This window comes from Chryseobacterium polytrichastri (genome assembly GCF_900142445.1).
GTDB classification, from domain to species: Bacteria; Bacteroidota; Bacteroidia; order Flavobacteriales; family Weeksellaceae; genus Chryseobacterium; species Chryseobacterium polytrichastri.
Genome location: NZ_FRAV01000034.1, coordinates 1 through 12,735 on the forward strand (window position 1 = coordinate 1; position 12,735 = coordinate 12,735).

Annotated in this window: 10 protein-coding genes; 7 read left to right on the forward strand and 3 right to left on the reverse strand. The window is 33.7% G+C overall.

Features of this window, described 5'->3' with window-relative positions; translation table 11 throughout:
* Positions 1 to 262: 262 nt before the first annotated feature.
* Positions 263 to 1,012 carry an RDD family protein gene (locus tag BUB80_RS17820; RefSeq protein ID WP_073295766.1) on the reverse strand — a complete coding sequence of 250 codons (750 nt, stop codon included), beginning with the start codon at positions 1,010 to 1,012 and terminating at the stop codon, positions 263 to 265.
* 27 nt (positions 1,013 to 1,039) lie between these two features.
* On the opposite strand from BUB80_RS17820, the gene BUB80_RS17825 reads away from it, so the two are divergent.
* The 7 genes from BUB80_RS17825 (at position 1,040) to BUB80_RS17855 (ending at position 8,056) form a co-directional block, all read left to right on the forward strand.
* Positions 1,040 to 2,023 (forward strand): stage II sporulation protein M, encoded by a 984-nt coding sequence (locus BUB80_RS17825; RefSeq protein ID WP_073295769.1) that lies wholly within the window; start codon positions 1,040 to 1,042, stop codon positions 2,021 to 2,023.
* Complete coding sequence (locus BUB80_RS17830; protein WP_073295772.1) at positions 2,007 to 2,969, forward strand: DUF4013 domain-containing protein; 963 nt, start codon at positions 2,007 to 2,009, stop codon at positions 2,967 to 2,969. Before BUB80_RS17825 ends, BUB80_RS17830 begins: the two co-directional genes overlap by 17 nt.
* Positions 2,962 to 3,759: a DUF4129 domain-containing protein gene (locus tag BUB80_RS17835; protein WP_073295775.1), complete on the forward strand. Its 798-nt coding sequence runs from the start codon at positions 2,962 to 2,964 to the stop codon at positions 3,757 to 3,759. The genes BUB80_RS17830 and BUB80_RS17835 overlap by 8 nt, the downstream gene beginning before the upstream one ends.
* 16 nt (positions 3,760 to 3,775) lie before the next feature.
* Positions 3,776 to 4,933: a DUF4350 domain-containing protein gene (locus BUB80_RS17840; RefSeq protein WP_073295777.1), complete on the forward strand. Its 1,158-nt coding sequence runs from the start codon at positions 3,776 to 3,778 to the stop codon at positions 4,931 to 4,933.
* Between the two features lie 145 nt (positions 4,934 to 5,078).
* A complete protein-coding gene (locus tag BUB80_RS17845; protein ID WP_073295780.1) occupies positions 5,079 to 6,110 on the forward strand; it encodes an AAA family ATPase in 1,032 nt (343 codons plus the stop codon).
* Positions 6,111 to 6,178: 68 nt separating this feature from the next.
* Positions 6,179 to 7,501: a DUF58 domain-containing protein gene (locus tag BUB80_RS17850; protein WP_073295783.1), complete on the forward strand. Its 1,323-nt coding sequence runs from the start codon at positions 6,179 to 6,181 to the stop codon at positions 7,499 to 7,501.
* 135 nt (positions 7,502 to 7,636) lie between these two features.
* Positions 7,637 to 8,056 (forward strand): OsmC family protein, encoded by a 420-nt coding sequence (locus BUB80_RS17855; protein WP_073295786.1) that lies wholly within the window; start codon positions 7,637 to 7,639, stop codon positions 8,054 to 8,056.
* A gap of 77 nt (positions 8,057 to 8,133) precedes the next feature.
* Here BUB80_RS17855 and BUB80_RS17860 read toward each other — a convergent pair whose 3' ends face one another.
* Both BUB80_RS17860 and BUB80_RS17865 read right to left on the reverse strand, forming a co-directional pair.
* A complete protein-coding gene (locus BUB80_RS17860; RefSeq protein ID WP_073295789.1) occupies positions 8,134 to 9,804 on the reverse strand; it encodes a T9SS type A sorting domain-containing protein in 1,671 nt (556 codons plus the stop codon).
* A 203-nt stretch (positions 9,805 to 10,007) separates the two neighbouring features.
* Positions 10,008 to 12,617 carry an MGH1-like glycoside hydrolase domain-containing protein gene (locus BUB80_RS17865; RefSeq protein ID WP_073295792.1) on the reverse strand — a complete coding sequence of 870 codons (2,610 nt, stop codon included), beginning with the start codon at positions 12,615 to 12,617 and terminating at the stop codon, positions 10,008 to 10,010.
* Positions 12,618 to 12,735: the final 118 nt, after the last annotated feature.

Below are 12,735 nucleotides of genomic sequence, written 5' to 3' on the forward strand. Positions count from 1 at the left end.
ATCCTTCACATCAACTACAAAATTTTTCTTTGTAAAGCTATGAGAAATTTCAAATTGGAGAGAAGAAATAATATCATTCACACTTTTTCTCCTCGGTTTAACTGCTTGACTCACTGTTAAATATACAAAAAAACAATCAGTAAAACAAACTAAATTAACTGAAAATCAATATATTAAAGCCTTAACTTAATGACATTGGGCTAAAGCCCATTTAATGTTTTATGTATTCAAATTGGCTTTAGCCAAAACTTAAAGATGGGTTTTAATTATCCTTTCCCGTATAATAATTATAATCTTTAATAACGACATTAATAAACTGCCTTTCCGTCATTTTTGTTGCATCCACTTCAAGCTTTAAAATCCCTTTTATTTTATCAGAAAGTTTATTGATGATTTGTCTGTCATCCACTCGTAATGCCTTGGTGTAATTGTCTTTAATGATTCTCATATCATTATCACTCAGAGCAATAACTTGAGGGAAAGACGGGATGTAATCTTCTTGAATATTTTCTAAAATAGTATGAGAAATATTAATGGTATTCTTTAGTGAGATTACTGCAGTTCCCGAAGCAATATCTCCCAAACGTTGGTTGTTTTTAGAAACGATCATAGAAATTAAACCAACGACTCCCGCAAAAGAAGTGTCAATTAATCTGAAAACCCAACGAATCAAATAATCTCCAAAACTTGCCTGATACCCATCAATTTTCACCACACGAATTTTCATTAATTTTTTTCCGGGAGTTTGACCTTCCATAAGGCTTTCCAAAACTACGGGATAAATGTATATAGGAAATGTAATTGCAATATAAATAGCCATTTGAGACCATTGATCAAGTCCGTTTAATAAATATCCCAGATCAAAAAAATTAAAAAATACATAGAAAGCAACCACTGCGTAAAGGACCTTTATTAAAAGATCAATGATGAATGCAAGCATCCTTTCTCCAACACTTGCGATGTTGAAATTAATATTTACATTTTGTGAAGTATTAATCGCAATTTGAGACATATTTTTTATTATTTTAGCCTTACAATTATGAGAGAGGTTTATTTCATTAAGCAAAATAAAGAAAAATGGTTGGGAATTGAACAGGTTATTCAAGGGAAAGTAAAAAAAAATCCTGATGACCTGTCTTCGCTGTATATCAACCTTATCAATGACCTTTCTTTTGCGCAGACCTATTACCCCAAAAGTAATACTACGGTTTATTTAAACCACCTGTCTTCTCAGATATTTCAAAAGATTTATAAGACCAAAAGAGTAGAACAAAACAGAATTCTGTATTTTTTTAAAACTGAAGTGCCTTTGTTGGTTTATCAATATAGGAGATATTTAACGTATGCATTCTTGTTTTTCACTTTGTTTACTTTAATCGGAGTTCTTTCTGCGATTTACGATAAAGAATTTACGAATATTATTCTTGGTGAAAACTATGTGAATGAAACGATAGAGAATATTAAAAAAGGAAATGCTGTTGGTGTGTACCAAAGTGGTTCAACTTGGGGAAGTACCATCGGGATTATTTTTAATAACATCGGAGTTGGAGCAAAATTATATATTTATGGAATTGCAGGTGGAGTAGGAACTTTATATGCTTTGCTTTCAAACAGTGTGATGTTGGGTTCTTTCCAGTATTTTTTCTACGATTATGGAGCGTTGAAAGACAGTGCAAGAGGGATTTGGCTTCACGGAGTTTTTGAGATTTTCGCCATGATTATTGAGGCGATGTGCGGATTGATCTTGGGAGCTTCTATTTTATTCCCAAAGACTTTTTCAAGATTTAATTCTTTTAAAAATGGCTTTAAAGATTCATTTAAAATATTTTTAAGTACCATTCCGTTTACGATATGTGCGGGAATTATTGAAGGATATGTCACAAGACATGCTTTAAAGATGCCGTTGATTTTGAATTTAATTATTATATTCGGAACATTAGCGATTATAGGATTCTATTATATTATTTATCCGGCTATTGTCAATAAAAAAACTAACAACCCAATCAATGATGCAGTTTTATAAAAAAAGAGATTTCGGAACTTTTATAAGTGACAGTTTTACTTTTTTCAAGCTATACGGTAAAAATTATTTCAAAAATTATATTTTACTGAATGGTTTGCTGATGATCTTGATGGTAACAGTATTTGTTTTAGGATACAGAGAGTTATTCTCACAATTGTTTGGTTCTAATCTTAACGGTGAAAGTTATTATTTGCAGCAGTATTTCGACAATAATACGGGAATGCTTATTGTGGTCGGGATTGTCACCTTTCTTCTTTTTTTAATTTTAATGATCGTTAATTATCTGTTTCCGGTTTTTTATCTAAAAAGATTGGCGGAAGGACAGGACAAGATCAAAACAGATGATATTCTAAGTGATTTTAAAAATAATGCAGGCAAAATTGTTAAGCTTTGTTTAGGCATGATGTTTATCGTTACACCGCTGTCATTCATTATAATAGGGTTTTCTTATGTATTGGTTTTAATTGTTATAGGAATCTTTTTGATCTTGTTGGTTTTTCCTACGTTATTTAATGTTGTAACATTTTTGATGTATGATTTTTTTAATTCTGATCGAGGTTTTTTCGAAAGTTTAAGCTATTCCATCCGATCTCAGTTTTCTTATCCAAACGGACGAGAAAAATCGCCTTATTGGAAATATTGGGGCTCAACGATCATCGTATCAATTATTTTATATGTTGTCACTTCAATTTTCACGCTTATTCCGATGCTGTTTTTTTTCGGATCACTTTTAACGTCAGCCCCGGATGCTAATTTTGAACAAAATCCGTTTACTGGAACTGCGGGAATATTTTTCTTTGTAATGTACGGAATCTCGATACTTGTGTCGTTTTTCCTTTCAAATATGCTGTATGTGAATTCTGGATTAATGTATTATGACAGCAGAACAGACCTTCATCAAAAAGTAGAATTAGCAGAAATAGATACCATCGGAAGTAATGAATAAAATCTTTTTTTTCTTACTGATATTTTTCTCCTTTGAATTTTATTATGCTCAAAACGATCCGCAACCAACGGTTGTTGAAGAGTATGTAGAAGATTCATTGAACACGGGACATTACAAAAATATGTATCGTGCAGATTCTGTTTTGCTTAACAATCCGGTTTCTGACAACACGGTGTATCCAAAAAAGTTCAAGGAAAATATTCAGTCGAGATATAAAGGAAATGAGTTTGATTATACAACGGTTAAACCAAAAGAATCTTTCTGGCAAAAGCTTTTAAGAAAAGTGGGTCAGATATTACAAAGTATTTTTGGCGATACTGTTTTCTCAAAATCAGGTAATATCGCAGGAATCTTAATTCGAATATTTGGAATTGTTCTGGTTGGTTTTCTTCTCTATTTTATTATTAAATATTTAATTGGAAAAGACGGGAATTTTATCTTCGGAAAAAAGAATAAGAAAGTAATAATTAAAGATGAAGAACTTCATGAAAATATTCATGAGATTAACTTTCCGGAAAGTATTGCAACTTTTGAGAGGGAAGGAGATTATCGTTCGGCAGTTCGTTATCAGTTCTTATTTGTACTTAAAAAATTAAGTGATAAAAAATCCATCAACTGGAATCCTGAAAAGACCAATAAAGATTATGTTGCAGAATTGAAAGCTCCTCATCTGAAAAATGATTTTTCTAATTTATCTTATATCTTCGAATACGTCTGGTACGGAGAATTTAGTATTGATGAGCAAAATTATCAGAAATTCAAAACTCAATATCAGGCATTTAAACCTTAATTAAACTCTTTTTACAATGAATAAAACTTTCAAAATATATGCTGTAATTTTCATCGTAGTGATGGTTATTTTGGCGTTGCTTGAAGTGAATAAAAAAGAGGTTACCAACTGGCGTAAGAATTTTGATACGAATGAAAAATCACCTTTCGGATTATTTGTTTTTGATCATGAAGCAAAAGATCTTTTTAAAAATAAATTAAAAAAAATAGATCAGACTCCTTACGATTACTACAATACTCATCAAAAAGAATCACATAATATTCTGGTTGTAGAAACTGAGGTTGATAAAGAATCTTGGAATAAAATCTTGGATGAGGTTTCTAAAGGTTCAGATGCGATGTTGATTGTGAGTAAAATTCCAAAAGAGATTTCAGACAGTATCGGATATTATGATTCGGACCTCTCTTTTGAGGAGGAGAATGTTTTAAAACTGACGGATAAAAAATATCAGAATGATTTTATTAAATTAGATAAATTTCCTTCAGGAAGAGGCTTTTCTTTTATTAAACCTCAGGTTGAAGTTCTTGGAAAAACAGTTGAAAAGAACAATTCAAATCAAGCCAATTTTATTAAAGTTAAATTTGGGAAAGGAAATATTTATGTTCATTGTGAACCCCTTTTTCTGACGAATTATTACCTGCTGAAACCCGGAAACATAAAATATACACAAGATGTTTTTTCGTATCTTGATGACAAAGAAACACTTTGGTTCGTAGAAAGCAATGCACAGGTTTCTCGTTTCTTTATGAGATTTATTTTGTCAAATCCTGCCTTGAAATATGCTTGGTGGGTGCTTTTGGGAGGGTTGGTATTATTTGTTTTCTTTAATGCAAAAAGAAAGCAGCGTATCGTTCCTGTGATTGAACCATTGAAAAATACTTCGGTAGATTTTGTAAAAAGCATAGGGAATCTCTATCTTCAGGAAGGCGATTTTCATGATATGATGGCGAAAAAAGCGCAATATTTCCTGAATAAAGTAAGATTAGACCTTCTTATTGATACCCAAAATCTGGATGAAGAATTTGCGAAAAAGCTTCAATTGAAAACCGGAAAAACAATCGAAATGATTAATGAGGCCATTAATCTGATCAAAAAAGCACAAGATCCTTACGCTCATGTGATCAAAGAAGACCTGGCAAGAATGAATAAATTGCTGGACGAAATTTTAAAATAAAAGAAGAATGTCCCAAAGGGACAACTTAAGAAGAGGTTGGATGAGATCCAATCGATAAAAATTAAACAAAATAATTAAAATGTAACGATATAATTATTGGTAAACTGTTACATTGATACATTGTTATATTGAAAAATATATTAATATGGAAAACCTTGAAAACCCAAACATAGAAAATCAAAGTTCGATAAATCTCGAGAAAAAAGAAACCGATTTTCAATCTCGAATTGACATGATTGAACTTCGTGCAAGCTTAGATAAAGTAAAATCTGAAATTGGAAAAGTAATTGTAGGTCAGGAAAGTATGGTAGAACATCTTTTGGCTGCCCTTTTATCCAATGGCCACGTTCTAATCGAAGGGGTTCCCGGAGTTGCGAAAACGATTACAGCAAAATTATTGGCAAAAACCATTGATGTAGGCTTTAGTAGAATTCAGTTTACCCCGGATTTGATGCCTTCTGATATTTTGGGAACATCCATTTTCAATGTCAAAAACTCTGAATTTGAATTTAAAAAAGGTCCGATTTTCTCCAACTTTATTTTGATCGATGAGATCAACAGATCGCCTGCGAAAACTCAGGCTGCGATGTTTGAAGTGATGGAAGAAAGACAAATTACGATGGATGGTATTCGTTATGTAATGGAGGAACCATTTTTGGTAGTTGCCACACAAAACCCAATTGAGCATGAAGGAACATACAGGCTTCCGGAAGCACAATTAGACCGTTTTCTATTTAAAATAAATGTGGGTTATCCTAATCTTGAGCAGGAAATCACGATCATTAAAAATCAGCACGAAAGCAAAAGAGAAGATAAAACTGAAGCTGTCAACCGTGTGGTTACCGCAGAACAATTGAAAAGTTATCAACAATTGGTTAAAGAGATTATCGTTGAGACTCATTTGATAGAATATATTGCTAAGATCATTATTAATACAAGAGAAAATCAATTCTTATATTTGGGCGCTTCACCAAGAGCGAGCTTAGCTTTATTAACAGCTTCAAAATCTTTTGCAGCGTTAAGAGGACGAGATTTTGTAACACCGGAAGACATCAAAGAAGCAAGTTATGCAGTTTTGCGTCACAGAGTAATCGTTTCTCCTGAAAGGGAAATGGAAGGTTTAACTGCCGATGAAATCATCCGACAAATATTAGAAGGAATAGAGATTCCTAGATAAATAAGGACCAAATAACTAACTATCCATAAAGAAAAAGCTTACTGCCTATTGCTTAAAGCTTATAGCCAATGAAAAACCTCTACATAAACACTCGCTTTTTCATCGCGCTCATCGGAGTGGGGATTCTTTATGTCTTGGCGTTTTTCTTCCCTGTTGTAATGATGGTGGCTCATGCTGTTTTATTGATTTGCTTTCTTGCGGCAATGGTGGATGCTCTATTGCTTTTCAATCAAAAAGATGGAGTACTGGCACAAAGGATTTTACCGGAAAAATTATCTAATGGTGATGAAAATCCTGTAAAAATTGATGTTAAAAATAATTATGGTTTTAAAATCACGACTAAAATTATTGACGAAATTCCATTTCAGTTTCAGAAGAGAGATTTTGTAATTAAAAAAGAGATAGCATCAGAAAGAAATACTTATTTTCAATACACATTAGAACCAAAGGAAAGAGGTGAATACAATTTTGGAAGTTTAAATATTTATGCATCGTCCCCGATAGGATTTATTTCAAAGAGATTTAGGTTTCAAAAAGATGCTAATTTAGCTTCATATCCATCATTTGTACATCTTAGAAAGTATGAATTAATGGCCCTTCAAAGTGAATTCTTGATGGGCGGAATTAAAAAAATAAGAAAGCTGGGACATACTATGGAATTTGAGCAGATCAAAGAATATGTTCCCGGTGATGATATCAGAACGATCAACTGGAAAGCGACTTCTAAAACAAATCGTTTAATGGTTAATCAATATCAGGATGAAAAATCCCAGCGTATTTTTATGTTGATTGATACGGGAAGAACGATGAAGATGCCTTTCAATGGATTAAATCTTTTGGATTATTCAATCAATGCAACGATGGCTTTGTCTCATATAATTTTAAAGAAAGGAGATCGTGCAGGAATGATGACATTTTCAAAGAAAACCGAAAATAAAATTGCGGCTGAGAATAAATCGGGGCAGCTTAAAAAGATATCAGAAGCGCTTTATAATATCAATACCAACTTTTTTGAAAGTGATTTTAACAGATTGTATCAGGATGTAAAATATTCCATCAATCAACGAAGTTTAATTTTATTGTTTACTAATTTTGAAACACTGGACGGACTCAACCGCCAATTGAAATATCTCCGCGGAATAGCAAAAAATCATTTGCTGGTTGTGGTGTTTTTCAAAAATGCAGAACTTCACACATTGATTAACAAAAATCCGGAAAATATGCAAGAGATCTATGATGAAATTATTGCTGAGAAATTTGAGTTTGAAAAGAAATTAATTATTCAGGAACTTCGTAAATATGGGATTTATACGGTATATACGCTTCCTGAAAATTTAAATATTGATGTTATCAATAAATATTTAGAGATAAAAGCGAGAGGAATTTTATAATTTTGTAAAGATTAAATAATTAATAAACGCTTCAACTCCGCTCAGAATGACACTGGTTAACACTGTGCTTTTTAACAGATTGTATTAGAATGGTCATGCTGAGGAAAGTTGGAGTATCTTAAATAAATTCAACAAATGAAGATTACACTTCACAGAATAAACGACGATTTTTTATTTGAATGTACCAATTCTCAAGGGAATTCTATTCTTTTGGATAATACCACACAACCCGGAGCAAAAGGAGTTTCTCCTATGGAAAGTGTTTTGATGGCGGTTGCAGGATGTAGCGGAATAGATGTAGTTTCTATTTTGAAAAAACAAAGACAGGAAATTACAGGTTTTCAGGCAGAAGTAGAAGGGGAGAGAGTTCAGGTTGATGATGCAAAACCTTTCAAAGCGATTAAAGTTAAGTTTTTGCTGGAAGGAAATATTGATCCTAAAAAAGCGCAAAAAGCTGCAGAATTATCTTTCGAAAAATACTGTTCGGTTTCTAAAACCTTAGAACCAAATGTAGAAATAGGATATGAAGTTTACGTAAACGGAGAGAAAATTTAATTTTCCTTTTACCTCATCAATAAAAAAAACCGGACACTGCGTCCGGTTTTTTTGTTGATTAATTATTAGCTGTTGTATTATTTTTTTATAATTTTTGTGCTTTTTACGGTGCCGTCTTTCGATGTTAAGGTTAAAATATAAACTCCTGTTTTCAGACTTTCCAGTGGTAATGCTGAAGAAGGGTTTTCAAAAGTTCTTACGGTAATTCCAGAAAGGTCAGTAACTACAGCACGTTTTATATTATCTGATTTTTCAATGTTTAAGACATCATTGAAAGGATTAGGATAAACAACTAATTGCTTTTCGGCCTTTACCTCGTTTGTTGCTAAGTTCAATGGTTCCAAAGTTACGGTTACAGTCCATGAATTATTATCTACTTTATTATAGTCTGCACTACAGGCAGCTCCACCATAGGTTCTCCATGCTCTAAGCTCAAAATTCACATTTCCTGTAAGATCATTCGCTAACGTTAGCCCGGTTCTATTATAAGAAGATGTTCCTCCATTGTTTCCTCCACCGGAAGTAACTGATGCTTCTGCTGTATTATTATTTGTGCAAACCAACAAACTTTTTTGTTCGGCAATCCACCCATCGTTAGCAGTTGTCATTGTGTAAGAAACATCAGTTGATTTTATCTTATAACCTACCGGAACGCTTACGGTAAGAGTTGCAGGACAATTGGTAGTGGAAGTGGTAGAAACTGTATTATTATACATTGTATTGATATCTCCACTCGTATAGGTAGTAGGAACTTGTCCTGTTGTAAATTGTTTCATTTTCCAGAAACCTTGGCTAGATCCACAGTTTGTTCTTACCCAGAAATAATAGGTTTGTCCTAATGTAAGGTTGGTTAAATTTACTGTTGTGGTACCTGCTGGTACACTTCCCGAAGGAGTTGTTGTAGATGTAGGTGGGGTTGTAGATGTAGTGTAATAATATTGATAGCCCGCCGCAGGAGGATTGCTAGGTGCAGTCCAGTTTAATATGGCAGATGTCATTCCTGGTGTTGGGGTAATATTGGTAGCAGCACCACAAGAGTTGTAAGCATCCGCAGAGAATGCGAAAATATTGGGAACACCTCCTGATACTTTTGTAACTGTTACACTCTGAATATTTTTTGATTGATTAGCTGTGCTAATTGCCATAGAAACTTGATATATCCTAGGATTGGTACCGCCTCCAGATTCTAAACCGTCATTATTCAAGTTAACTCTTCCAATTCCTTGAATAGCATAATTACTGCCTCCGTACCAATCAGAAACAGATAATCCTGCGAAAGCTTGTGAACTACCGTCTGAAAAGTTTACCGTAGCGTCTACAATACACGACCCACTTCCTCCAGTTATCAGCATGTATAAACTGTTTGCCGGAATAGGAGTTGAAAAAGCAAGGGTTCCGCTGCTTCCTGCATTTTGTAGTCTTAATGAATTGTTTCCACTATATGAAGCCATCTGATAAGTAAGACCTGATGTTGATGCTACCGCTGAGTTAATAATTCCATTGACAGGAAGGCCATAGGTAAGTGGAGTGCTTGAAGATGTTGATTGAAAATCTCTGGATATAAAAGCATAATTTACACCATCCACATCACTGTTGGTAGATGAGGTAGCTGCTCCTATTCCGTTTGCGATAACATCAGCATTGAATCCGCTTTGAATGTTTATGGGTTGATATTCCTGAGCCTTAATTTGATTAATAAACATACTGGATAATACCAAGCCAGTAATAGGTAGTAGTTTTGTTTTCATAAAGAGTTTTTGTTGGTTTGTTGCGCTAATGTAGTGATAAGTTGTGAATAACTCAATGTTATATGATTAATAATATTGAATTATTATTAAAGTTGTTTTTATGGTATGCTTATTTTATTTTTTTGTCTCAGATGGAGTTGTAATATGATTAAGATAATAAAGAGTAAGAAAAAAGCCCCTTAAAAAAGAGGCTTATCATTATATCATATTCTTGATTTCATTAATTTGGCGACAGTGGCTGTCCATCCTGTTTGGTGAGAAGCGCCGACTCCTCGGCCATTATCTCCGTGGAAGTATTCAAAAAATGTAATGTAATCTTTGAAGTTTTCATCATAATTGAAGGTCGTATTTCCACCATTAAAAGCCCTTTCTCCATTTTCATTTTTTAAGAATATAGAGCAAAGTCTGTTGCTGATGTTATGTGCTACTTCATCAAGATTTCTCTTATCTCCGCTTCCGGTTGGTAATTCAACTTTTAAACTGTTTCCATAATAAAAATGAAAACGCTGTAAACTTTCAACTATCAGGAAGTTAATAGGAAACCAAATCGGACCTCTCCAATTACTATTTCCTCCAAACATTCTGCTGTCACTTTCTGCAGGAGTATAATAGACTCTGTTTTCTCTGCCATGAACAGAGAATACAAACGGATTTTCTTCATATACTTTAGACATCGCTCTGATTCCGTAAGAACTTAAAAATTCTTTTTCATCAAGCATTCTTGTTAGTACTTTAGACAATCTGTTTTTACGCAGAATACTCATCAGATGCTTTCTTCCTTGCCCTTCTTCTTCCCAGTGGGAAACAAGCTTTGTTAATTCAGGTTTGTTTTTTAAAATCCATTCCATCCTTTTTGTGAAATTGGGCATTTTATCCAATAAATGATGGTCAATAACTTCTACTGCAAATAAAGGAATTAAACCAACAATACTTCTCAAACGTAAAGAAACACTTTCACCATTTCCTAATTGTAAAACATCATAGAAAAAACCGTCTTCTTCATTCCATAAACCTTCTTTACCGTCTCCCATGTTTTCCATAGCTTCGGCGATATAAAGATAATGTTCAAAGAATTTGATGGCCATATCTTCATACACTTGATAATATTGAGCGAGCTCCATTGCCATTCTCATCATATTCAGAGCGTACATTGCCATCCAGCTTGTTCCATCGGCTTGTTCCAGATGTTGTCCGTCTTTTAATTCCATATTTCGGTCAAAAGCACCGATATTATCGAGGCCTAAGAAACCACCGCCGAAAATATTATTACCGCTTTTATCTTTTCGGTTAACCCACCATGTGAAATTTAGCAATAGCTTTTGAAAAACTTTTTCAAGAAATAAAAGATCTGGTTTTCCGTTTGTTTTTTCATCAATCTTAAAAACCCTGAAACAAGACCATGCATGAACTGGCGGATTTACATCACTCAAATTCCACTCATAAGCAGGAAGCTGTCCGTTCGGATGCATGTACCATTCTTTGGTTAATAGTAAAAGTTGGTTTTTTGCAAATTCAGCATCAATGATGGCGAAAGGAACACAGTGAAAAGCAAGGTCCCACGTTGCATACCAAGGATACTCCCATTTATCAGGCATGGAAATAACATCTTTGTTGTGCATATGATTCCATTCTGTATTTCTTACATAATTGTTGAAATCTCTTGGAGCCTCAAAATTAGGATCTCCTTTTAGCCATTTTCCTACGTTATAATGATAAAATTGTTTGTTCCAAAGCAGTCCGGCAAAGGCTTGTCTTTGTACATTTTTTTCATCTTCTGTATTTACATCTTGTTGAATTGCGTTATAATATTCATCTGCTTCTGAAATTCTTGCATTAAAAATTTCATCAAACTGATTGAATGGCTCATCTGTTTCATGCGGAGATAATCTGAAATCAAATGTTTTAGATTGTCCGGCTCCAACAATTTCATCAATGATAAAAGAAGCTTTACTTCCTGTTTTTTCTGGGTTTACAGTATTACTTCCATAAATGATATGATCATTAATCCCATCCTTAAAATAGGTGTTTCCGGAATATAGAGATCCATATAGCTTAGGTGCATTGGTTTCATTTTCACAAAACACACTCTTCGAATTGTTGTTTCTTGAATAGAATTTTTTAATGGAAATACTATCATGATGAATATCAATACAGCCTTCGTTAGAAGCGTTGAGTTGTCCTTTGTAATTATTGTAACCCCATTTCCAGTTGTTTCTAAACCATGCTGTTGGGATAACAACAATGGGAGCATCTTGATGGCTTCTGTTACAGACGGTAATTCTTACGAGAATATCATCATGGTCTGCTTTACAATATTCAATAAAAATATCAAAATACTCATTATTGTTAAAAATTCCGGTATCAAAGAGTTCGTATTCCGGTTCTTTCTTACTGCGGTTTCCATTTTCTGTAACAAGGGTATCGTAGGGAAATTCGTTGATAGGATATTTGTACACCATTTTCATGTAACTGTGCGTAGGTGTATTATCTAAATAATAAAAGAGTTCTTTAATATCTTCTCCGTGGTTTCCTTGGTGATTGCTCAATCCGAAAAATCGTTCTTTGACGATCTTATCTTTTTTATTCCAGAAAGAAAGAGCGAAACATAAAAGTTGCTTTGGGTCTGAGATGCCGGCAATTCCTTCTTCAGCCCATCTGTATGCGTAGCTTTCAGCTTTATCGTGGCTTGTGGATCCCCAGGCATTACCGTCCGGACTGTAATCTTCGCGAACGTTTCCCCATTGTCTGTTGCTGACATAAGGTCCCCAATTTTTCCAGTTTTTATCTTGTAATCTTTGTTTTTCGACGCTCATATTTCATCACTTTTCCTTACGAAGGTAAGTTTTTTGAAAAATAATTCCAACCTTTTGAATCTGAATAATATGTAACATATCCTTGAAACTCTTTTGCTTAAGGGCTTCCCGAGATTAA

What these genes read in the sequence shown, in the direction of transcription:
- BUB80_RS17845 (WP_073295780.1), top strand. Translation starts at nt 5,079, where the DNA reads ATGGAAAACCTTGAAAACCCAAACATAGAAAATCAAAGTTCGATAAAT.
- BUB80_RS17860 (WP_073295789.1), bottom strand. Translation starts at nt 9,804, where the DNA reads ATGAAAACAAAACTACTACCTATTACTGGCTTGGTATTATCCAGTATG.
- BUB80_RS17855 (WP_073295786.1), top strand. Translation starts at nt 7,637, where the DNA reads ATGAAGATTACACTTCACAGAATAAACGACGATTTTTTATTTGAATGT.
- BUB80_RS17835 (WP_073295775.1), top strand. Translation starts at nt 2,962, where the DNA reads ATGAATAAAATCTTTTTTTTCTTACTGATATTTTTCTCCTTTGAATTT.
- BUB80_RS17850 (WP_073295783.1), top strand. Translation starts at nt 6,179, where the DNA reads ATGAAAAACCTCTACATAAACACTCGCTTTTTCATCGCGCTCATCGGA.
- BUB80_RS17865 (WP_073295792.1), bottom strand. Translation starts at nt 12,617, where the DNA reads ATGAGCGTCGAAAAACAAAGATTACAAGATAAAAACTGGAAAAATTGG.
- BUB80_RS17820 (WP_073295766.1), bottom strand. Translation starts at nt 1,012, where the DNA reads ATGTCTCAAATTGCGATTAATACTTCACAAAATGTAAATATTAATTTC.
- BUB80_RS17830 (WP_073295772.1), top strand. Translation starts at nt 2,007, where the DNA reads ATGATGCAGTTTTATAAAAAAAGAGATTTCGGAACTTTTATAAGTGAC.
- BUB80_RS17825 (WP_073295769.1), top strand. Translation starts at nt 1,040, where the DNA reads ATGAGAGAGGTTTATTTCATTAAGCAAAATAAAGAAAAATGGTTGGGA.
- BUB80_RS17840 (WP_073295777.1), top strand. Translation starts at nt 3,776, where the DNA reads ATGAATAAAACTTTCAAAATATATGCTGTAATTTTCATCGTAGTGATG.